The 21,299-nt window shown below is 73.0% G+C and carries 21 protein-coding genes and 1 other RNA gene; 16 read left to right on the forward strand and 6 right to left on the reverse strand.

What is annotated here, in order from left to right; genetic code table 11:
• Positions 1–23: 23 nt before the first annotated feature.
• Together smpB and ssrA are read left to right on the forward strand one after the other, a co-directional pair.
• A complete protein-coding gene (gene smpB / locus ACOJVX_RS03880) occupies positions 24–500 on the forward strand; it encodes an SsrA-binding protein SmpB (protein ID WP_026417241.1) in 477 nt (158 codons plus the stop codon).
• Between the two features lie 194 nt (positions 501–694).
• Positions 695–1,068, forward strand: a transfer-messenger RNA (tmRNA) gene (gene ssrA, locus ACOJVX_RS03885).
• Between the two features lie 97 nt (positions 1,069–1,165).
• Here the strand turns inward: ssrA and ACOJVX_RS03890 are convergent.
• Complete coding sequence (locus ACOJVX_RS03890) at positions 1,166–1,363, reverse strand: hypothetical protein (RefSeq protein ID WP_155886013.1); 198 nt, start codon at positions 1,361–1,363, stop codon at positions 1,166–1,168.
• Between ACOJVX_RS03890 and ACOJVX_RS03895 the strand changes: the two genes are divergently transcribed.
• The 7 genes from ACOJVX_RS03895 to ACOJVX_RS03925 all read left to right on the forward strand — a co-directional run bounded on the left by ACOJVX_RS03895 (position 1,362) and on the right by ACOJVX_RS03925 (position 10,479).
• Positions 1,362–2,378, forward strand: a complete 1,017-nt coding sequence (locus tag ACOJVX_RS03895; protein ID WP_026417240.1) for a tryptophan--tRNA ligase — start codon at positions 1,362–1,364, stop codon at positions 2,376–2,378. The two genes, ACOJVX_RS03890 and ACOJVX_RS03895, sit on opposite strands and share 2 nt — an antisense overlap.
• 270 nt (positions 2,379–2,648) lie before the next feature.
• Positions 2,649–4,514 carry a bifunctional metallophosphatase/5'-nucleotidase gene (locus ACOJVX_RS03900; protein ID WP_245588666.1) on the forward strand — a complete coding sequence of 622 codons (1,866 nt, stop codon included), beginning with the start codon at positions 2,649–2,651 and terminating at the stop codon, positions 4,512–4,514.
• A gap of 333 nt (positions 4,515–4,847) precedes the next feature.
• Positions 4,848–6,179, forward strand: a complete 1,332-nt coding sequence (locus ACOJVX_RS03905) for an MFS transporter (RefSeq protein WP_026417238.1) — start codon at positions 4,848–4,850, stop codon at positions 6,177–6,179.
• Positions 6,180–6,425: 246 nt separating this feature from the next.
• A complete protein-coding gene (locus tag ACOJVX_RS03910) occupies positions 6,426–7,211 on the forward strand; it encodes a DsbA family protein (RefSeq protein WP_030104112.1) in 786 nt (261 codons plus the stop codon).
• 163 nt (positions 7,212–7,374) lie between these two features.
• A complete protein-coding gene (locus tag ACOJVX_RS03915; RefSeq protein ID WP_418154335.1) occupies positions 7,375–8,613 on the forward strand; it encodes a sensor histidine kinase in 1,239 nt (412 codons plus the stop codon).
• Positions 8,601–9,239, forward strand: a complete 639-nt coding sequence (locus tag ACOJVX_RS03920) for a response regulator (protein ID WP_026417235.1) — start codon at positions 8,601–8,603, stop codon at positions 9,237–9,239. Before ACOJVX_RS03915 ends, ACOJVX_RS03920 begins: the two co-directional genes overlap by 13 nt.
• A gap of 382 nt (positions 9,240–9,621) precedes the next feature.
• Positions 9,622–10,479, forward strand: coding sequence for an SGNH/GDSL hydrolase family protein (locus ACOJVX_RS03925; protein ID WP_422647260.1), 858 nt, complete (start codon positions 9,622–9,624; stop codon positions 10,477–10,479).
• Between the two features lie 55 nt (positions 10,480–10,534).
• Here the strand turns inward: ACOJVX_RS03925 and ACOJVX_RS03930 are convergent, their stop codons facing one another.
• From ACOJVX_RS03930 to ACOJVX_RS03940, 3 genes are all read right to left on the reverse strand, one after another.
• On the reverse strand, positions 10,535–11,299 hold the full coding sequence (locus ACOJVX_RS03930) for a nucleotidyltransferase domain-containing protein (protein ID WP_035273192.1): 765 nt from the start codon (positions 11,297–11,299) through the stop codon (positions 10,535–10,537).
• Positions 11,300–11,752: 453 nt separating this feature from the next.
• On the reverse strand, positions 11,753–12,736 hold the full coding sequence (locus ACOJVX_RS03935) for a bile acid:sodium symporter family protein (RefSeq protein WP_418154331.1): 984 nt from the start codon (positions 12,734–12,736) through the stop codon (positions 11,753–11,755).
• A gap of 169 nt (positions 12,737–12,905) precedes the next feature.
• A complete protein-coding gene (locus ACOJVX_RS03940) occupies positions 12,906–14,129 on the reverse strand; it encodes an FAD-dependent oxidoreductase (RefSeq protein WP_418154330.1) in 1,224 nt (407 codons plus the stop codon).
• 236 nt (positions 14,130–14,365) lie between these two features.
• Between ACOJVX_RS03940 and ACOJVX_RS03945 the strand changes: the two genes are divergently transcribed.
• On the forward strand, positions 14,366–15,166 hold the full coding sequence (locus ACOJVX_RS03945; RefSeq protein ID WP_016701169.1) for a TetR/AcrR family transcriptional regulator: 801 nt from the start codon (positions 14,366–14,368) through the stop codon (positions 15,164–15,166).
• 279 nt (positions 15,167–15,445) lie between these two features.
• Here ACOJVX_RS03945 and ACOJVX_RS03950 read toward each other — a convergent pair whose 3' ends face one another.
• Entirely contained in the window at positions 15,446–16,354 is a 909-nt protein-coding gene (locus tag ACOJVX_RS03950; RefSeq protein WP_418154328.1) for an alpha/beta fold hydrolase, read from the reverse strand.
• Positions 16,351–17,046, reverse strand: coding sequence for a TetR/AcrR family transcriptional regulator (locus ACOJVX_RS03955; protein WP_418154327.1), 696 nt, complete (start codon positions 17,044–17,046; stop codon positions 16,351–16,353). The genes ACOJVX_RS03950 and ACOJVX_RS03955 overlap by 4 nt, the downstream gene beginning before the upstream one ends.
• A gap of 449 nt (positions 17,047–17,495) precedes the next feature.
• On the opposite strand from ACOJVX_RS03955, the gene ACOJVX_RS03960 reads away from it, so the two are divergent.
• The 6 genes from ACOJVX_RS03960 (at position 17,496) to ACOJVX_RS03985 (ending at position 21,280) form a co-directional block, all read left to right on the forward strand.
• Positions 17,496–17,816, forward strand: a complete 321-nt coding sequence (locus tag ACOJVX_RS03960; protein ID WP_016701351.1) for a gas vesicle protein — start codon at positions 17,496–17,498, stop codon at positions 17,814–17,816.
• A gap of 142 nt (positions 17,817–17,958) precedes the next feature.
• The gene (locus tag ACOJVX_RS03965; protein ID WP_016699674.1) at positions 17,959–18,399 is read left to right on the forward strand and encodes a gas vesicle structural protein GvpA; all 441 of its coding nucleotides are present in this window, start codon (positions 17,959–17,961) and stop codon (positions 18,397–18,399) included.
• Positions 18,399–19,136, forward strand: a complete 738-nt coding sequence (locus ACOJVX_RS03970) for a GvpL/GvpF family gas vesicle protein (RefSeq protein ID WP_418154325.1) — start codon at positions 18,399–18,401, stop codon at positions 19,134–19,136. Before ACOJVX_RS03965 ends, ACOJVX_RS03970 begins: the two co-directional genes overlap by 1 nt.
• Before the next feature lie 14 nt (positions 19,137–19,150).
• A complete protein-coding gene (locus tag ACOJVX_RS03975; RefSeq protein ID WP_016699676.1) occupies positions 19,151–19,396 on the forward strand; it encodes a gas vesicle protein GvpG in 246 nt (81 codons plus the stop codon).
• A gap of 7 nt (positions 19,397–19,403) precedes the next feature.
• Entirely contained in the window at positions 19,404–20,150 is a 747-nt protein-coding gene (locus tag ACOJVX_RS03980) for a hypothetical protein (protein ID WP_418154324.1), read from the forward strand.
• The gene (locus ACOJVX_RS03985; RefSeq protein WP_418154323.1) at positions 20,147–21,280 is read left to right on the forward strand and encodes an SRPBCC family protein; all 1,134 of its coding nucleotides are present in this window, start codon (positions 20,147–20,149) and stop codon (positions 21,278–21,280) included. The genes ACOJVX_RS03980 and ACOJVX_RS03985 overlap by 4 nt, the downstream gene beginning before the upstream one ends.
• The last annotated feature ends 19 nt before the right edge of the window (positions 21,281–21,299 follow it).

Genomic DNA, 21,299 nt, shown 5'->3' on the forward strand with positions numbered 1-21,299 from the left:
CGAGGACCCGTAGAGTTCATCGCATGGCGAAGGAACGAGGCCAGAAGGTGATCGCGTCGAACAAGCGGGCGCGACACGACTACTCCGTGCTGGACAGCTACGAGGCCGGGATCGCCCTGATGGGCACCGAGGTGAAGAGCCTCCGGGCCGGACGCGCCTCGCTGGTGGACGCCTTCGCCACCGTCGACGACGGGGAGGTGTGGCTCCGGGGGCTGCACATCCCCGAGTACGCGCAGGGGACGTGGACCAACCACACCCCGAGGCGGACCAGGAAGCTGCTGCTGCACAAGGCCGAGATCCTGCGGCTGATCGGGAAGACGAAGGAGAGCGGGCTCAGCCTCGTGCCGCTCTCCCTCTACTTCAAGGACGGCAAGGTCAAGGTCGAACTGGCGCTGGCCAGGGGGCGGAAGGCCCACGACAAGCGGCAGGCCATCGCCAAACGGGACGCCGAGCGGGAGATGGAGCGGGCCGTGGGGCGGGCCCGCAAGGGCAAGTGGTGACCCGCGAGTGGAGTGGCGCGGGTCACGATCCGGGGTGGCGGGGCCGCTGACCTGCGCGGTCGCCGGTGGGGTCCTGTCCGGGCGCCGCCGGGTGCCGGCGCGCCACCCGGTGGGTACGGTCCCCGGGAGGGCCAGCTCCGGAAATGGGAATGAACCGGGTGGGCTCACGCGTTATGCTGGACGCGTCACGACAAGGGGGTGAACGGTTTCGACTCCGGACGGTGAGTCAGGGGAAGCGTGCAGGTGCAGGCGGGAGACCACCTAGAGCGTCGCCGCACAACAAATAAGCGCCGACAACAAGAGTCGCGCCGAGTTCGCCCTCGCCGCCTGAGCGAGGACTAACTCTGTCGGACCGGGAACGCCTTCGTCCCGGACCCCGGCATCATTGAGAAGGCTCAACTGCTAGGACTGGCTACGGGAACTGGCAGGACATCTCACAGTAGCTGGGCTCGTCACACCGGCAGGTTCGCGTGACCGGTGGAGTCAAGTAGAGGCTGAGCGGACTGCGCACGGAGAAGTCCTGAGGAAGCGTCGGAGGACCCGGGTTCAATTCCCGGCACCTCCACTCGAAACCCAGAGGGTGGCCCGCGACACGCGGGCCACCCTTCGTGCGTCCTGGCCCCTCGTCCCCGGGTGGGCCTCCGAGTGCGGTGAGGACGTCTCCCTCACCGCGCGGTGGCCAGGAGGACCCGGGCGAGCTCCTCGGGCTCGGTCAGCATCGGCCCGTGGTTGGTGGGCAGGTCGACGGAGGTGACGTCGAGCTCGGCGAATCGGTCGCGGGAGGTGGACCCCTCGCGGGGCCGGCCGGGCGGCGGGAAACCAGCGATGCCGTCCACGACCGCCCGGGTAACATGCCCTGTCATGGCAGCGCCCGCACGCAAGGTCTCCCTGACCGGAATCAAGCCGACCGGTGACCCCCACATCGGCAACCTGATCGGTGCGATCCGGCCCGCCCTGTCGCTGGTGGAGGAGCACGACTCGATCTACTTCATCGCCGACTACCACGCGCTCACCACGATCCGGGACCCGGAGAAGGTCCGTGAGTACACGCGGAGCGTCGCGGCGACGTGGATGGCGGCGGGGCTGGACACCGAGCGCACGATCTTCTACCGGCAGTCGGACGTGCCGGAGACCTTCGAGCTCGCGTGGGTGCTGTCCTGCCTGACCGGCAAGGGGCTGATGAACCGGGCGCACGCCTACAAGGCGATCCGGGACCGCAACGCCGAGGCCGGGCGTGACGACCTGGACTCCGGCGTCAACATGGGGCTGTACAACTACCCGATCCTGATGGCCGCCGACATCCTGCTGATGAACTCGGACCTGGTGCCGGTCGGTCGGGACCAGACGCAGCACGTGGAGATCGCCGCCGACATCGCCGGCTCCTTCAACCACCACTACGGTGCGTCGTTCCGGTTCCACGTGCCCAAGGCCGTCGTACCCGAGGCGGAGGCGGGGCGGACGCTGCCCGGCACCGACGGTCGGAAGATGAGCAAGTCCTACGACAACACCATTCCGCTCTTCCTCCCGGAGCCGAAGCTGCGGAAGCTGATCAGGCGGATCCCGACCGACAGCGTTCCCGTCGAGGAGCCGAAGGACCCGGACTCGTCGCCCGTCTTCCGGATCCTGGAGCAGTTCGCCGACGCCGAGACCGTGGCGGAGACGCGGAAGCGGCTGGAGGCCGGCGGCGTCGGGTGGGGTGAGCTGAAGAACCAGCTCTTCGAGGTCCTCAACGAGCAACTGCGGGATCTCCGTGCCCGGTACGAGGAACTGATGGCGCCAGGGAGTGAACTCGACCGCGCGCTCGCGGAGGGTGCCGAGAAGGCGCGTCGCCGGGCGCGACCGCTGCTCGACCAGGTCCGGGCCGCCGTCGGGATGTGAGCGGCCGTCAGCGGCCGTCAGCGGTGGCGGGGCGACCCGCCACCGTCCCGGGCGGGCCGGAGCGGCAGCCGGGTGATTCACCCGGGGCGGGCCGGGAGGGGGCCGCTGGCCGCACGCGTGGTAGCGGACGGGAGTCCCGTCATCACGGCGGTGCGAACATCACGACGAATTTCCCGTGAATCAAGCACGCGTTCTCGACACGGTTCACCGGGGTTGGTTCGATACCTCCGGGTTGTGACGTCCCGAACCCTCCGAACCGCAAGGAGAACCGTGCCCGCCCCCAGACCTGCCGGTCGCCGGCCCCGCGCCCTGGCCGCCCTCGCGCTCGGCGCGGTGACCCTGGCCGCGGTGGCCGCTCCCGCCGCCGCCACCGAGACGGTCGCCGCTGCCTCGGCCCCCGCCCCCCGTGACGGCTTCACGCTCACCCTGCTGTTCACCAACGACGGCGAGTCCGCCCTGCTCGGCGTGGACGCGGACATCGACGGTGACGGCCAGATCAGCCCGGAGGAGGAGCGCAGCTTCGGCGGTGTCGCACGAGCGAGGACACTCGTCGACCAACTGCGCGTGGAGGCGGCGACGGACCGCACCGGCTCTCCGCGCAGGGCCTCGCTGCTGCTGTCCGGTGGTGACAACTTCCTGCCCGGACCCGAGTTCGCGGCGAGCATCGACAAGGGCGCGCCGTACTACGACTCGTTGGCGATGAAGGCGATGGACTACGACGCCTCCATCATCGGCAACCACGAGTTCGACTTCGGCCCCGAGGTGCTCGCGGACTTCATCAACGGGTTCGACGGCACCCTCGACTTCGTCAGCTCGAACCTCGACTTCACGGCGGAACCCTCGTTGACCGCCCACACCGACGACGGCACGATCGTCTCCACGCGGGTGTTCCGCGAGGCCGGTGAGCAGATCGGCATCATCGGGCTCACCACCCCCGACCTGCCGGCGCTCTCCAGCCCGCGCGGTGTCCGGGTGCTGCCGGAGCTGGCGGAGATCACCAACGGCCTGGCCGAGGGCCTCGCCGAGCGGGGGGTGACCAAGGTCGTCCTGGTCTCGCACCTCCAGGACATCGACAACGAGCTGGCGCTCGTCCCGGAGCTCTCCGGGGTCGACGTCGTGGTCGGAGCCGGCGGTGGGGAGATCCTCGCCAACGACGGCGATCCGCTGGTGCCGGGCGACGTGGCCGAGCGGGAGTTCCCGCTGGTGGAGAAGGACAGGGACGGCCGGGTGGTGCCGGTCGTGACCACCACCGGCGACTACAAGTACATCGGTCGGATCGTGCTGAACTTCGACCGTGCCGGCGACCTGCTCGGGTGGGACGAGGAGAGGACCGGGCCGGTGCGGGTCGCCGGTGTCGGCGAGGACGCGGTGGAGCCCGATCCCTGGGTGCGGCGGCACGTCGAGGAGCCGGTGCTGGCCTACCTGGAGAACATGGCGGAGACGGTCGTCGCGACGAGCGAGGTCCCGCTCGACGGCGTCCGGGAGAACGTCCGGTCCCGGGAGACCAACCTGGGCAACCTGCTGGCCGACGCGGTGCGCTGGCAGGCGGCGGAGCAGGCCGACGAGTACGACGTCCCGGTGCCCGAGGTCGCCATCCAGAACGGGGGCGGCATCCGCAACGGCACGGTGATCCCGGCCGGCCCCGTCAGCGAGCTGAACACGTTCGAGGTCTCGCCGTTCGGCAACTTCGTGTCCGTGGTGCCCGACGTGCCCCGGGACCGGCTGCGCCAGCTGCTGGAGCGGGGCGTGGCGGCGCTGCCGGGGCAGGCGGGCCAGTTCATGCAGGTGTCGGGGATGAGGTTCACCTACGACGTGGAGGAGACGGCGCAGGTGGTCGAGGTGAACACCGGGGAGGTCCTGACACCGGGCGAGCGGGTTCGGGACGTCGTCCTCGACGACGGGACGGTGCTGGTGGCCGACGGTGAGGTCGTGGACGGCCCGGCGGTGTCGGTGGCGGTGAACGACTTCTCCGCTCGGGGCGGGGACGGTTACCCCTTCGTCGGCCTGGACTTCACCGTGGTCGGGCGCACCGACCAGCAGGCGCTCAGCGGCTACCTGCGGGAGGGGCTGGGCGGCACGGTCTCCTCGGAGCGGTACCCGTCCGGAGGAGAGGGCCGCATCGTCTCGGTGGGCTGACGGTCGTCCGGTCGCCCGACGAGGTGGCCGGTGGACGTGACCGGCGGGTCGATCCCCTCGTGGGGGTCGGCCCGCCGGCCTTCGTTCGGACGCGTCGCGGCTTCCGGCACCCAGGTGGCCGGGAGCGGACGTTCCCCTGGTCGGAGCCGGTCCCACCCGGACCACCGGTCCCGGCGCGGGCGCGGTCGGGAATGCGGGGAAGGGCCGTCGGCGTTGACCACGGCCGGTGGGCGGGGTCGGGTCGACGCTGGTACCCGACCGGATTGTCGGATTGGGGAAAGCACTTCCCCGTCTGTATTCTTAGCCAAGCTAAGAAGATTGAGGAGGCACACAGTGCGGTCGGCAGCCGGGGAACGACGGAAGAGACGGACTCCGGAGACCGGCGGCAGGCTACCCGTGGAGATCTGGGTCCTCTGCGTCGCGAACTTCGTGATCGCGGTCGGGTTCGGGATCGTCGCGCCCGCGCTGCCCACCTTCGCCGCGAGCTTCGACGTCGGCGTGACCGCGGTCTCCATGATCGTCAGCGCCTTCGCCGCGATGCGGTTGCTCTTCGCCCCCCTCGGTGGCCGCCTCGTCACACGGCTCGGTGAGCGCCCCGTCTACCTCGTGGGGCTCAGCATCACCGGCGTGGCCACCGGCGCCTGCGCCTTCGCGGCCGAGTACTGGCAGATGCTGCTCTTCCGGTCGCTCGGCGGCATCGGCTCCACCATGTTCACCGTGTCCGGGATCGCGCTGCTGATCCGACTCGCCCCGTCGACGATGCGTGGCCGCGCCTCCGGGCTGTGGGCGACCTCCTTCCTGCTGGGCAACATCGCGGGCCCCCTGATCGGCGGCGGTCTCGTCGAGACCTCGATCCGCGCGCCGTTCCTCATCTACGCCGGGATGACGCTGCTCGCCGTCCTCAGCACCTGGTTCTTCCTCCGGAACTCGGCGCTGGCCGCGCGGGAGGACAAGGACTCAAGCGACCCGATGAGCGTCCGGGACGCCCTGCGCAACGCCACCTACCGCGCCGCGCTCGTGTCGAACTTCGCCCACGGCTGGGCCGTCTTCGGCGTGCGGATCTCCCTCCTGCCCCTCTTCGTCGTCGAGGCGTTGCGGGTGGGGGAGAGCATGGCCGGGATCTCCCTGGCCGTGTTCGCCGCTGGCAACGCCGTGGTGCTCCTGTTCTCCGGTCGACTGGCCGACCAGATCGGGCGGAAACCCCTGGTGCTCGCCGGGCTGTTGGTCTCGGCCGGCGGCACGGCCTGGTTGGGGTTCACCACGACCGTCCCGGCCTTCCTGGCCGCGTCGCTGGTCGCCGGGCTCGGTGCCGGCCTGCTCAGCCCGCCGCAGGGTGCCGCCGTCGCGGACGTGATCGGCCGACGGGGAGGGGGCGGACCGGTGCTCGCCGGCTTCCAGATGGCCGCCGACGTCGGTGCCATCGTGGGCCCCCTGCTCGCGGGGTTGCTCGTGGACGTCTCCTCCTACGGCCTGGCCTTCGGGGTGACCGGGGCCGTCGCCGTGGTCGCCTCCCTGTTCTGGGCCTTCGCCCCGGAGACCCTGCCCAAGGACGGCGGGGACCCGGCCGAGACCGGTTCGACGGTGGCCGCGGAGTCCGGGGCGCTCGACGAGGGGCCGGAACCGCCCAGCGGGGAACGGGTCGCCGAACCCACGCCGCCCCGCTGATCCGATCGCACCGGTGAGCCCAGTCGATCGGGTGAAATCGGACGCACCGGGGGCGGCCGGCCGGCGTGGAACGGGCGCCCAGGCGGGCGGCGGAACCCCTGGCACCTGCGCGGACGCCGTCAACCCTGCCCTCGACTGTCCTCAGCTCGCTCTCAGGACCGCTGAGTACCCTGCTGGGCGATCGGCTCGACGGCCCGCGCGGAGCGGACGGTCGCGGCCGCGGGTCGGCACGGAAGGGACGTGGACGTGGGAGGCGCGGAGCGCAACGCGCGGAAGAAGCGGCAGGCGAACCAGGGGGCGAAGGCGGTCAGCGCCGCCCGCGCGTCGAACCGCAACGCCAAACCCGTCGTGGTTGGCGTGGTGGTGGTGCTCGTGGTCGCCGCCGTGATCATCGGCGGGGTGCTGTTCACCAGGAACCAGGACGAGCAGCAGGCCGAGCAGTCGATCCCCGCCGGCTCGGCCAGCGTCGACTTCGCCGCCCAGCGGGACGGTGCCGTGGTGGTGGCCGGTGAGGACACCGCACCGGTGACGATGGACCTCTACGAGGACTTCCTGTGCCCCGGCTGCGGGGCTTTCGAGGAGGCCTACGCCGAGCGCATCGAGTCCGAGATCGCCCAGGGCAACCTCCAGGTCCGGTACCACATGCTGCCGTTCCTCGACGCGGCCTCGGACCCCGCCGGCTACTCGGGCGACGCGGCCAACGCGACCCTGTGCGCCGCCGACGCCGGCCAGTTCCCGGACTACCACGCCAGCCTGTTCGCCGCCCAGCCCACGGAGGGCCGGCGCGGGTACGACGCCGACCAGTTCGTCGAGCTGGGCCGTGACCTGGGTATCGAGGGTGACGAGTTCGCGACCTGCGTGCGGGAGGGTGAGCACCGCGCCGAGGTGGACGCCGAGATGGAGGACATCCCCAACCGCGGCTACCTCCTGCAGGACGGGAGCTTCGGCACGCCGACCGTGGCCGTCGGGGAGCGGATGATCGACTGGGGCCAGCCCGACTGGCTGGACCAGGTGCTCGCCTCGGGGCGGTGACCACGGCTCGCGCTGGTCGCCGCACCCGCCGGTCGGCCCACCTCCGCACGCCGGTCGATGACCGCGTGCCCGGTGAGAGGGTGTAGCCCGCTCCACCGCGCTCCCGTCCCGCGCCGGGACAGAATCGGCGCGTGGAACGAGGACGAGACGAGGGGTGCGCCCGGTGAGTGACGAGTCGAGCTCCGGACTGGCACGGGTCCCCCGCGCCCTCCGGTTCTGCGCGGTGGGGGTGGGTCTCGGGGTGGCCAGCATGGCGCTGCTCCCGGTACTCCTCCTGCTGGCCGCGCTCTGCCTGCTGGGGGTGGGGTTGTTCCTGCTGCCGGCGGGGCTTCGGGTGCTCGCCCGGCTCGCGGACGTGGCGAGGCGGGAGACGGACCGGTTCACCGACCGCTCGGCCCCGGAGGTCCCGCGCACCGGCGGTCAGCGGCTGGTCGACCTGCTGGGCGACCCGGTGACCTGGCGCGACCTGCGGTGGCTTCCGGCGTCGATGGTCGCGGGCACCGTGATGGGAGTCCTGGGGCTCGGCGTCGCGGTGACGCCGCTGGTGGCCTTGGTCGCGACCGGCTTCTGGTGGGTCTTCCCCGAGGACGAGCCGATGCGGATGCTGGCCGGGCAACCGGTGGACAGCTGGGGCAGCGCCGGGCTCCTCGGCGGCACGACCCTCGTGCTCGCCGTCGTGCTCGCCGTGGTGGTCCCCGTGGCCGCCGCCTCGCTGCTCGGGTGGATCAACCGGGTGCTGCTGCACCCCGGCGAGCGGGAACGCCTGGCGGCGAGGGTGGACACCCTCCGGGCGACGCGCAGCGGCGCGGTGAGCGCGCACGACGCCGAGCTGCGGCGGATCGAGCGGGACCTGCACGACGGAACCCAGGCCCGCCTGGTGTCCATCGCGATGCACCTCGGCCTGGCCGAGCGCCGGTTGGGCGACGACCCGCAGGCGGTGGGCGAACTGGTCGCGAAGGCGCGCGCCGGGGCCGAGGACGCCATGGTCGAACTGCGTGAGGTGCTGCGGCAGATGTACCCGCCGATCCTCTCCGACCGGGGACTGCCCGGTGCGCTGGCCTCGGTCGCCTCGGACTGCGCGGTACCCACCGAACTGTCCGTCGGGGAGCTCGGTGAGGTGCCCGACCCGGTGGAGGCGGCGGTGTACTTCGTCGTCGTCGAGGCCCTCACCAACGCGGCCAAGCACAGCGGCGCGTCCCTGGTGACCGTCGCGGTCAGCAGGCAGGGCCGCTCGCTGCGCGCCGAGATCCGGGACGACGGCGCCGGTGGCGTCGTGGAGGGAGCGGGGACCGGGATCGTGGGGATGCGTCGCAGGGTCGAGGCGCTGGACGGCCGGTTGCGCATCGACAGCCCGCTGGGTGGACCCACCACGGTGCTCGTGGACTGCCCGTGCGAGTGGTGATCGCCGAGGACAACGTGCTGCTGGCCGAAGGGCTGTCGCTGGTGCTCACGAGTTCGGGGCACGAGGTGGTGTCCCGGGTCACCACCGGTGATGGCTTCGTCCGGGCCGTCGCCGAGCACCGGCCGGACGTCACCGTCGTCGACGTCCGGCTCCCGCCGTCGTTCCGGGACGAGGGCGTCCGGGCGGCGCTGCGAGCCCGTCGTGACCGGCCCGACCTCCCCGTGCTGGTGCTCTCCCAGTACGTGGAGGGGACCTACGCGCGGGAGCTGGTCGCGGACGGGGCGCGGGGAGTCGGCTACCTGCTCAAGGACCGGGTCGCGCGGATCGGGGAGTTCCTGGACGCGCTGGGCCGGGTCGCCGCCGGCGGCACCGCGCTGGACCCCGAGGTGGTCAAGCAGCTGCTGGCGCGGCGTGCGGGGCCGCTGGTCACGCTGACCCCACGCGAACGGGAGGTGCTGGGCCTGATGGCGCAGGGCTACGCCAACGGGGAGATCGCCGAACGCCTCGTCGTGACCGACCGCGCCGTGCACAAGCACGTCGGGAACATCTTCGCGAAACTGGACCTCCCGCCGGGGGACAGCGGGCACCGTCGCGTGCTGGCCGTGCTCGCCTACCTCGAGGGCTGACCCTCCCCCTGCCGCGAGAGCGGGCGGACGCCGAGGACGTCCAGGGCGTGGCGGTGGCGTCGGGGCCTCCCGCCACCCGACGATGGGGTCGCGACCGGGGACGGCTCGGCGAGCAGCCGGACGGCATTCGCGCCGTGCCCGTTCCCCACCCGTCGGGCCGGCTCGCGGCCGTCGACGCGGCTCCGCCAGCCCCCGGCCCGACGTCCGGCGGCGGACGCCGGTCCATGCGACCCTCTGACCAGCCACCGCCGGCGGAGAGCCAGCGGCGGCGGAACGGCGCTGTGGCGGGAGCCATGAACCGGTTGGGGTGCGGCCGCTCGGGAAACCCGTGCGGAGGCCGTATGTCGACACGGCGGATCCGACCGTCGGCGGAGGTGTCGTGGTGCGAGAGGACGACTCGACCCGGACGAGCGCGGAGACGCGGAGTGGACCACCGAGCCCACCCCGGTCCCGCCCCGTCGCGACCGCGCTCACCCTGTGCGCGCTGTTGCTCGGGGTGGCCGGCCTCGGTGGGAAGGCGAGTTCGCCGCCGACCGACCCGAACGCGGCCAGGTGCGGCACGTCCGAGGACTACCTGGTGGTCACGGCCGGCGCGAGCATGACCCGGGGGTCGGTGAGCTCGGACTGGGTCGGCGCGCTCCGCGAGCGTCTCGGCCCGGCCGGGATCCGTTTCGTCAACGCCGGCGTGAACGGTGACACGAGCGCGGACCTGCTGGCCCGGGTGGACCGGGATGTCGTCGCCTGCGATCCGGATGCCGTCACCGTCCTGATCGGCACGAACGACGTCCGCACCGGCGTCCCCCTCGACCGTTACCGGGCCAACCTGGACGCCATCCTGGCACGGACCCGCGAGGGAACCGACGCGCGCCTCGCGGTGGGCACCCTCCCCCCGCTCGGGCCGGACCGGGACAGCGACGCGAATCGCCGCCTGCCCGGCTACAACGAGGTGATCAGGGACCTCGCGGAACAGCACGGCGTCACCCTGCTGCCGGTGGGCGCCGAGGTCCGGGAGATGCTGGGGTGGACGACCCCCCCACCGCCCTCCCCTGGCGAGCGGGCCGAGCGGGTCGGGGCGGTGCGCCCGACCCCACCGGAGGGTGCGGCGAGTCCGGCCGTCAGCACCGCCGCCCGCGTCTCGTCGTCGGCTGGCGGGGTGTACTCGGACAACCTGCACCTGACCGACCGGGGCGGCACGGTGCTCGTCCGCCTGGTCGGCGACTGGCTGCGCGGCGCGGGGTGACCTGGGCTCCACGACGGCTCCCGGTGCCCGCCCCGAGGACGCCGCGCACGCGCCCTCAGCCCGTCGCGTCGCGCACCAGGGCCTGACCCCGGACCCTGGTGTCCCGGACCAGGGCGCGCAGCGCGTCCGGCTCGCCCCGCGCGGCCAGCACCTCCCCGTGGAGGACGTCGAGACCCGCCCGGGAGAGCAGGTCCTTCTCGTTGGTCACCCATTCGCCCCGGGCGGCGAGGATGGCGTGCGCGTACTGGGTCGCGGCCACGGCGATGCCACCCAGGCACTGGGTGGCACGGGCGGCGCGGGCGTGGTTGTGCTCGGCGTAGTCGAGCGTGAGGTCCGCCCTGGCCGACCACACCGCCGGCGCCGAGCGGCGCAACGCCTCCGGGTAGTCCACGCGGGGGAGGGTCCCCCGTAGGACGCGGTGCAGGCCGAGTTCGCCGACCACCAGGTAGGTGGGGATACCGGCCAGGTGGAACATCAGGGGCTCGATGTCGAACTCGCCCCGGCTGGCGCGCGCCACCTGGGCGTCCACGACGTCGAGATCGCGGTAGTGCACGTCGACGGCCCTGCCCTCCACCCGGAGCCATGCGCCGCCGTTGAACACGCCGCCGCCCCAGGCGCCCAGCTCGGAGACCTCGCCCTCCCAGCCCACCGATCGCAGGTCCTCGGGGTCGAACGCCCCCCGGTAGTAGAGCGCCAGGTCCCAGTCGGAATCCGGGCGCTCCCTCCCCTGGGCGCGTGACCCGCCCAGGGAGACGGCGTGGACGCCGGGGAGGGCGTGCAGGGTGTCGGCGATCGCGGTGAGGAACGCGCTGTCGGTCACGGGGTACCCCTGTTCGAGATCGGGCCGGGTCGTCCGGACCGGGGACGGTCGCCGTGGGCGGGGCCACCGCTCCGCTGACCGTGCGACGTCCCACGATCCCCGACCGGGTGGGCTGGTCCTGGCAGCGTGCCAGGCCTCGTCGAACCGGGGCCGATCGCCCCGGTGGTCCGTCCGCCACGGCCCGGCTCGGGCGGTCGCGGAGACCGACCAGTGATGCCGAGCCCGGCCCCGGTTCCCGCTGGCACGGTGTCCTCGGCGGGTGGGTGGGCGCGTGCCGTGGCTGCTTCGGCGCGGAGGAGGAGCGGCCCGGTGCCGCCGCTCCGGGGAGCGGGCCAGGCCGGGGTGCCTCGGGCGCCCGAGCGGTACGTGCCCCGGTCAGGGGTGGTGGAGGGGAGAGGACTCGCCCTTCACCCGTTCGGCGCCGTGCGGGACGCGTACCCGACCTCGGTCACCTCAGCCGGTCCCGGTGGCGGACGTCCTGTCGTCCCGGTCGTCCCTGGTCGGCCGGCGGGCCCAGAACGAGGCGATGGCCGCGCCGGAGATGTTGTGCCAGACCGAGAACAGCGCGGCCGGCAGGGCCGCGAGCGGGGTGAAGTGCACGGTCGCGAGGCTCGCCGCCAGGCCCGAGTTCTGCATGCCGATCTCCACGCTGACGGCGCGCCGGGAGGCCTCGTCCAGGCGGGCGGCCCGCGCGGCGAGGTAGCCCAGCAGGTAGCCGATGCCGTTGTGCAGGACCACGGCAAGCATCAGCAGCGCGCCACTGCTGATCACGGCGTCCGCGTTCGCCCCGACGACGCTGGCGACCACGAGGACCACACCGGTCACCGAGACCAGTGGGAGCACGGGCAGCATGTGGGCGACGAGGCGGCTGGCGAACACCCGCAGCAGGATGCCCGCGACCACCGGCACCAGCACCGTCTGCACGATCGAGAAGAGCAGCCCCGCCGTGTCCACCGGGAGGCTCGACCCGGCCAGCCACAGCACGAGCAGCGGGGTCATCACCGGAGCCAGCAGGGTGGAGACCGAGGTCATCGTGACCGAGAGCGCCACGTCCCCCTTGGCGAGGAACACGATGACGTTGGAGGAGGTGCCTCCCGGTGCCGACCCGACCAGCACCATGCCGACCAGCAGGGCGCCGGTCAGCCCGAGCAGCGTGCCCACCAGCCAGCCGGCGACGGGCATGACCGCGAACTGGGCCACGATCCCGATCCCCACCGCCCACGGCCTCCGGAGCACCAGGGCGAAGTCGGCGGGCCGCAGGGTGAGGCCCATCCCGAACATGATCACGCCGAGCAGCAGCGGAACGGAGGGGGCGAGCGTCGCGGTGGGGCCGGGGAGGGCGAGCCCGACCGCCGCGCCGAGGATCACGAGGACACCGAACCAGCGACCGGCCAGCTCGGCGACGCGGGCGACCGCGCCCTGTGGTGGTGTCGACATCATCGTCCTCTCCGCCGGGTCCCCGTCCGCCAACCGGCACCGGGGCCGAGCCGAAGGGTATCCCCCGTTCGGGCGATAGCGAGACCGGTGGGACGGAAGAGTGCCCGGTGGCGGCGGTCATTTCCCAGTGGGTGGGAAGGGAGCTGTTCGCCCCCGTGTCCCGTCCCTCTCAACGTCGGGCGAACGCGGGCGCCCGCTCCGGGCGCGGGCCGAAGCCGATCAACGCTGCCAGCGCCCGCCGAGCGGCGGGGAAGCGGCGCACCACCGCGACCAGCGGCCGGGGAGGGTTCGTCCGCCTCCCCGAGAACGCCGGCGCGATGACGGACCGGTGCAGCACCCGTTGCAACGCCTGGATCACGACCGTGGGCATCCAGCGTCGTCGCTGGACGCGGGCGAGGTCGCGGGGCGTGACGTGACCCCGTCGCAACGGGTCGGCCAGCAGGCGGGCGGTGGCCACGGCGTCCTGCACGGCGAGGTTGATGCCCACACCGCCCGCCGGGGACATCGCGTGCGCGGCGTCGCCGATGCAGAGCAGGCCGGGGACCGACCACCGGCGGAGCCGGTTCAGCTTGACGTCGAGCAGGTGCACGTCGTCCATGCTCCGCAGTGCTCCCGACTCCTCGGCGAGGTCGGGTCGGATCGCGGCGATCCGCCGCCGGAACGCCTCGACACCTTCCGCCCGGAGCTCCGGATCCCGCCCCTTGGCCGCGAGGAAGGCGAGCTGCTGGAAACCCTCCCTGGCGAGGACGAGCAGCATCGCACCGTCCACGGACCTCGGGATGAGGGCCGGGACGGCCGTGCCGTCGTCGGTGCGGGGCAGGCGGAACCACCACGCATCCAGCGGCACCGGGTACTCCACGGGACGCAGCCCGGCCGCGCGTCGCAGCACCGAGGCGCGGCCGTCGCAGGCGATGGTGAGGTCGGCGTGGAGGACGCCCTCCTCGCCGTCGCTGGTCCGGTACCGCACTCCCGCGACCTTCCCGTGTGACCGGACCAGGTCGATCACCTCGGTGTTCCGGCGCAGGGTGAAGGTGCGTTCCTGGCTCGCCGCCTCCGCCAGCAGGTTCAGCAGGTCCCACTGCGGCACCATCCGCACCTCCCGGTGGGTCCCCCGGAGGAGCGTGAAGTCGGCGATCGTGATCGGGGCGCCACCCGGACCGGGGAGGAGGAGGTTCCCCAGCGGGGTCTGCGGCAGCGCCCGGAAGGCGTCTCCGAGACCCAACTCGTCGAGCAGGCGTTGGGTGGACGGATGAACCGTGTCGCCCCGGAAGTCCCGCAGGAAGTCGGCGTGCTTCTCCAGCACGGTGACCTGGATGCCCGCGCGGGCGAGGAGCAGGCCCAGCGTCATGCCGGCCGGTCCACCCCCCGCGATGAGAACCGTGCTCGTCGTCATCGTCGTCCCCTCACCGTCGTCGTCGATGGAATCTGGAACGATGATATGTATATCGAAGTGCCACGTGTCAACCCCGAGGTTGTCGTGACCGCCCGACTCCGGCGAGGCCGCGGGGATGTCGTGCGGCGGCGAGCCGTGGTCGATCGCGCCGACGCGGTCCCCCCGTGCCCGGTCATCCGAGTCCGCTCGTGCCCGTGCGACGAACGGTAGGGTCGCGGTGCGCCGAGGAGGGGACCATGTCGGAGCAGGTGGGTTCGGAACTCGTCCAGGCGGCGCTGGCCGCGAGCCGGGAGCGCGGGCAGGACGTCGCCGACGTACCCCTGACCGCCATCGCCGAGGCGGCCGGCATCTCCCGCAGCACGTTGCTGCGGCGGCTGGGCGGCACCCGCGCTCGCCTGGACGAGGCGGTCCGCGATGCGGGGATCGACCCCGGTGGTCGCCGACCAGTGCGGGAGCGGGCGGTGGAGGCGGCGGCCACCCTCATCGGCGAGCGGGGGCTCGGCGCGGTGACCCTGGACGCGGTGGCCGCGGAGGCGCGCTGCTCCCTGCCCAGCCTGCACACGGTGTTCGGGGGGCGGGACGGTCTGCTCGGGGCGGTGTTCGACAGGTACAGCCCGGTGCTGGCGCTCGACTCCCTCCGGCGTGACCCGCCCGCCACCACGGAGGACACCGTCCGCGCCATCTACCGCGCGGTGGTCGCGGCGTTCCAGCGGGAACCGCGCGTCATCCCGGCGATCTTCGGTGACATGCTCAGCCGGCCCGGCGGCCCGGCCGGCGAGTTCCTCCAGGAGAACTTCCCCCGCCTCTTCGGCAGCGTCGGGGAACTCGTGATGGGCGAGGTGCGAGCCGGGAGGGTGCGGCCACTGCCGATGCCGCTGCTCGTCCAACTGCTGGTCGGCCCCATGCTCATGCACCTGCTGCTGCGACCCGTGCTGGCCCCGTCGCTCGGTGACGAGCTGCCCTCCACCGACCGGGCGGTGGAGGAGTTCACGGCGGCCTTCCTGCGATCAACCCGCGTGGCCGAACCCCCGGGGTGACGCGAGCGGCGGCCCGGCTCGCCGGCTGGTGGACCGCCCGGCCCCAGGCCGTCCGCCGCTCGTGCGGCACGCCGACCCGCCGAGCCCCTGCCTCCCGGCGCCGGGGTGGCACCGGGAGGGGTGCGGACGTCGAGCGGGAGCCCCGGCGAGGGGAGCCGCGCGCTCCGCGACGCGCGCACCGGCTCCCCGGCCAGCCCGCGAGAGGAACGCGGTGGCCGGTCCACGTGGCGTCCGTCGGTCACTCACCGCTCGCGCGGGTCAGCTGGTCCGAAGGGCGCGTCAGGCCCGGGGTGCGGTGTCCTCCGCGCGCTCCTCGGCGAGGAAGTCCAGCAGCAGGGTGGTCACCTCGGCGGGCTTGTCCAGCGGGGCCACGTGGCCGGCGTCGGTGAGCGTCACGAAGCGGGAGTCGGGGGCCAACTGGTGGGCGGTGGCCAGCTCCGAGTGGCCGACGAGCGGGTCCTCGTCACCCCGGATCCACAGGACCGGCATCCGGAGCCCCGGCAGCCGCGGGGTGTGGTCGAGCGCCATCCGCCACGGGCCGTAGGAGAGCACCTGCCAGTCGTCCAACGCCGGCTCGCGGTGCCGGTGCTTGGCCACCGACTCGGCGTGGGCGAGTTCGTGGAGGGTCTCGAAGTGCTGGGTGTCCTCACCGGCGGTGAGGAAACCACGCATCGACTTCCGGAGGTAGGTGGTGTCGCGGGCGAGGAACCAGCTCGTCGACCGCAGCATGCCCGGGGTGCGCAGCGTGAGCCAGGTCAGGAACTGCCAGGGGCGGCGCGCGCCGACACCGCCCGGCGCCAACGCCGCGACGCGCTCGACCCGGTCGGGGTTGTTCAACGCGTAGCCGAGCCCGACGCCGCCGCCCATGGACAGGCCGACCAACGTCACCTTCGCGATGCCCCGGTGGTCGAGCAGTTCGGTGATGATCTGTTCGAGGAGTTCCTGGGTGATGCGGCGACCTCGTTGCCAGGGGCGGCTGCCGCCGTGCCGGGGCCAGTCGATCGCGTGCACCCGGTGCGCCCTGGCCAGGCCCGGCAGGATCCCGCGCCAGGTGTACTCGGAGGTGTCCAGCATCGCGCCGTGCAGCAGCAGCACGGGGGGAGCGCCCTTGGGTCCGGCCTGGTGCAGCCGGATGGGTCCGCCGGCCAGGCTGAGGTCCGCCGACGACTCGAAGATGGACCGTGTCATGAGGGGTGCTCCTCTGTCGTGGTGGCGGGGTCGAGCTGGTGGGAGATCAGGTCGAGCTGTCCGAACTGGGCCTGGCGGGTCCGTTCCGGGTCGGGAGCGGTGTTCGCCTCGAGGCCGCGTTCGACGAGGGTGATGACCAGTTCGACCGCCTGGTCGAACTGCTCGGGGCTGATGGGCCCGACCACCGAGGACGCCGAGATGAGACCGATGCTGATGGAGCTGAGCACGATGGCCAGGGCGTCCGGATCGACCTCGGCGTCGAGGGCGCCCGCCCGCTGGATGGCCGTCAGGTACTCGACCAGCCACCGCCGCCGGGAGACGTACCGGTCGTCCTCGACGGAGCGGACGTAGGAGCCGAGCAGGTCGGTGTCACCGAGGTAGCAGCGCAGCATCAGCGGGTCGGCCCGCAACGCGTTCAGGCCGAGGCGCCACGCGAGGCTCAGCCCCACCGTCCCCTCGTGCTCGACGACCCGACGTCGCACGGTGGCGACGAGTCGTCGCATCGACCGGCGGAGCAGTGCGTCGAGCACGGCGGGCTTGCTGTCGTACTCCCGGTAGACGGCGCCCTTCCCGATCCCGGCGCGAGCGGCGATGCGGTCGATCGTCATGCGGTCGTAGCCGTGTTCCAGGACGAGGGCCTCGGCGGCGTCGAGGATCGCGTCCGGTCTGTTGGGGATCAGTGGTCGGGGCATCGCCTCTCCTGGGGACGTCGTAGTGACCACAATACATACTTTGGTCACTACGGGGGCGGGGTGTCTCGGGCGGAGGGGTGGGGGCGTCCTCGACGGCGGGGTGCGTGGGGCGGCGACGGGGTCGGCCGGTGGTGGCCGTGAGCCCCGTGCCCAAGGTCTGGCGCGTCCCGCCTCCCCGCCCCCGGCGGCGCCGCCCCGGCCGCCCCGCCCCCGGGCGGCCGAGGGTCGCCGCTCCGGCCGACCCGGTGCTCGTCACCAGGGAGTTCCGCCACCGGAGAAGTCCTGTGAGGACTTCGCTGACCGGGCGTTCCCCACTCGCTCCCGTCCATCGCGTCGAGAGGAGGGCGCTTCCTCGGCCGTTTCGCCTCTCACTCGTTCGGGTAGACGACGGACCAGCGCAGCGACACGCACGGTGATACCGGGCGGTGGGTGGGAGGGAGGCAGCGGAGATGCCCGAGAAGGACGCGGACACGCCGAGGACCGCTGACGAGGAGGAGGCGCCCCGCGCCGGCCGGCGGCTGGGAGCAGCCCAGCGGGTGCGGGCGGCGCGGGACCAGTTCCAGGACATCACCGGACTCGTCCCGGAAAGCGTCTCCGGCCTGTCCCGCGCCGATGAGGGCTGGCAGGTGACCCTCGAGGTCGTCGAGCTCGCCAGGGTCCCCGACACCATGAGCCTGCTTGCCACCTACCGGGTCGAGGTGGACTCCGACGGGGAGCTCCTGGGCTACCAGCGGATCGCGCGCTACGCACGGGGGCAGGCCGACCGGTGACCCGGTGCGGGCGGCCCCGACCCGCCCCCGCCCGCCCCCGCCACCGCCACTCCGCGCCGACCGGGCGCGGAGCCGACGGGAACGACATGCCGAGACGCTCCACGGCGCACGATCGCCGAGGCAGAAGAGGAGGCAGCGCACGATGACCGTCGCGACACAGCAGAACAGCCAGGCCAGCGGCTCGGGAGGCGGCCGGTCCGGCAGCCTGTACGACGTCCTGGAACTGATCCTGGACCGGGGACTGGTGATCGACGCCTTCGTCCGGGTGTCCCTGGTCGGCATCGAACTGCTGACCATCGACGTTCGGGTGGTGGTGGCCAGTGTGGACACCTACCTGCGTTTCGCCGAGGCCTGCAACCGGCTCGACCTGACGCACAACTCCAAGTCCGAGACCCTTCCGGAGATGATCGGGAGCATCACCGAGAAGGGCGCCAAGGGCAAGTCCAAGGGCGCGCTCTCCGGGGCGGTGGAGACGGTCGCGGAGTCCTTCCGGGACGGTCGCGAGGAGGCCTCCGGGAAGGGACGTGACGACGAGGAGCAGCCACGCCGTCGGAGCGCTCGCCGCAAGGAGGAGGCCAGCTGATGACGTCCTACCTGTACGGGATCATCCGAGGTGACCACCCCGCCGACCTGTCCTCCCACCACGGGGTGGGCCCGGACCGGCCGCCCCTGCGGGTCCTGCGCGACGGAGGACTGGCCGTCGTGGTCAGCGAGGCCCCCCGCGACCTGCGGGGGAAACGGCGCGACCTGATCGCGCACCAGCGGGTCCTGGACGCCCTCGGTGAGCAGGGCGCGGTGCTGCCCTTCGGTTTCGGGGTCGTCTCCCCCGACGAGGGCACCGTCCTCGGCGAGCTCGCGGGCGGTGCCGCCCACTTCTCCCGGCTGCTCGACGAGGTCGACCAGATGGTGGAGATCAACGTCAAGGTGACCCACCGGGAGGACGTCGTCCTCCGCCAGATCCTCCTCGCCGACCCGGAGCTGCTGAGGCTCAACGAACGGACCAGGGAGGGTGCGGGCCACCAGGACCGGCTCCGGTTGGGAGAACTGGTCGCCGGTGCCCTGGACGTGCGCCGGCGGGAGGACGCCTCGGCCGTCCTCGACGTCCTGGGACCCGCGGCCCACCAGGTCAGCACGGTCCCGAGCGAGGTGGGCGGCCCGCTGCTCAACGCCTCGTTCCTGGTGCCCCGCGACGGCATGGAGTCCTTCCACGACCAGGTCGCCGTGGCCGAGAGGCGGTTCGGGGAATGGCTGGAGATCAGGGTCGTCGGCCCCCTCCCGCCCTACAGCTTCGTGGACCTCCGGGCGTCCACGGCGGCGTGACGAGCGGGTGACCCGTGGGTCTGTTGGGCATGGTGCTGGGACTGCCGCTCGCACCCGCCCGGGGGGTCGGCTGGACCCTCCGGCAGGTGCTGGCGGCGGCCGAGCGCGAGTACCACGCACCGGAGGCGGTGCGCCGGGAACTCGTCGAACTGGAACGGCAGCTGGAAGCCGGCCTGATCAGCGAGGACGAGTTCGACAGCCGGGAGGACGAGCTGCTGGACCGGCTGGCCGGACCCCGGCCGGGCGGAACGGAAGGGTGAGACGACGGTGAACACCGGAGCGAAGGTGGCGGTGGCCGTGGCGGGTGGATACCTGCTCGGTCGCCGCCGGAAGGCGAAACTCGCGATCGGCCTCGGGCTGTGGCTGGTCGGCAAGAAGCTCGACCTCGACCCCAAACGCATGCTGGTCACGGTGGCGAAGGAGATCGGCACCTCCGCCGACCTCAACGAGCTGCGGGAGCAGGCCAGGGAAAGCCTGTGGGAGGCCGGCAAGACCGCCGCCCAGGCCGCGCTGACCCACCGCGCCGACCGCCTCGCCGACACCCTCGGCGAGCGCACCCGCGCCCTCGCCGAACAGGGTCGGGACGCCACCGGCACCGCCGAGGAGGCGGCCACGAACGCCGGCGAGCGCGCCGAGGACACCGTGACGGACGTGGGGGAGTCGGCGCGCGACGCGGGCAGGTCGGTGCGACGGGCCTCCGGGAGCGGGGACGGCGAACCCGACGCGGAGGACGTCGACGGCGAGAGCGAGGACGCCCGGTCCGCCGAGGACGACGGCGCGGCACCCACCAGGTCCAGCGGGCGACCGAGCACCCGGTCGCGCTCGAGCACGACCGGGGGTTCCCCAGGGAGGAAGTCGTCCTCGTCCGGTGAGGACTCGAAGTCCAGGGGCACCGGCGGGCCGACCGGCCGGACCACCAGGGCCGAGGGCGCGCGACGAGGCAGGACGACGAGCGGGACGACGACCGGCGGGTCGAGCGGCCGGAGCACGCGGACCAAGCGGGGTGGAGCATGACCAGGACCAGCGACGTCAAGGAGAGGACCGGGCGCGCGGACGAGCAGGGGCCACTGGCCAACCTCCGCGAACTCGCCAGCAGGAACGCCTCCGGCGAACGCCTCCTCCTGGAGGTGGAACGCCACCTCCAGGCACGGGCCAGGCACGCGCTGACCTGGGCGGGGCACCGGATGGGCGCCGCCACCCAGCGCCTGGCCGGCGGGGGCGACCGCTCGGTGTCGACCGACGACACCGGCGACGGGAAGGGCGGCCGAGGACCGCTCGGCGCGGTCCGCTCCGGCCTCTCCACGCTCGGCGGCCGCCTGCGCACCGCCACCCGGCGCGTGCTCGACCGCCGCGCCAGGAAGAAGGGCGGTGGCCGGTCCGTCACCATCGTCGAGGACCTCGACGTCGGCCTGCCGGTGCGGGACGTCTACGACCAGTGGACCCTGTTCCAGGACTTCGACCGGTTCGCCGAGGGTGTCCGCGAGGTGGACCAGGTCGACGACACCACCACCGACTGGTCGGCCAGGATCCTGTTCTCCCGGCGGACGTGGCGGGCGGAGATCCTCGAACAGGTGCCAGACGAACGCATCCGCTGGACCTCGGACGGGACCAAGGGCACCACGCGGGGCACGGTGACCTTCCACGACGTGACCCCCGACCTGACCCGGGTCCTGCTCGTGCTCGACCACCGGCCCCGAGGGCTGCTGGAGCGGCTCGGCAACGCCTTCGGCGCGCAGCGGCGCAGGGTGCGGCGGGACCTCGCCCACTTCCGGCGTTTCGTCTCCCTCCGGGAGGAACGGCCCGACGGGTGGCGTGGCGAGGTGCGCGACGGCGCGGTCGTCGACCGCGACGAGGAGGACCGTCCCGACGACGGGGCCACCCCGTCGGACGCGGACCGCTCCTCCGAACCGGACGACGCCACCGCCGGACGGCGGGACGAGTTCGACGCCGACGAGGACGACCACCGGGGTGAGGCGCGCGCCGAGGACGACGCCGAGGACGGACCCGAGTTCGAGGACGACGCCGACGAGGACGACCTGGGACCGGAGGACGAGGTCGACGACGCCGACGACGCCGACGAGGACGAGGACGACGCCGACGAGGACGAGGCCGCCGGGCGGCACCGGACCTCGGCGCGGCGCTGAGCACGCACCGGCACCGGAA

It is taken from the genome of Actinoalloteichus caeruleus (genome assembly GCF_049311605.1).
GTDB classification, from domain to species: domain Bacteria; phylum Actinomycetota; class Actinomycetes; order Mycobacteriales; family Pseudonocardiaceae; genus Actinoalloteichus_B; species Actinoalloteichus_B caeruleus.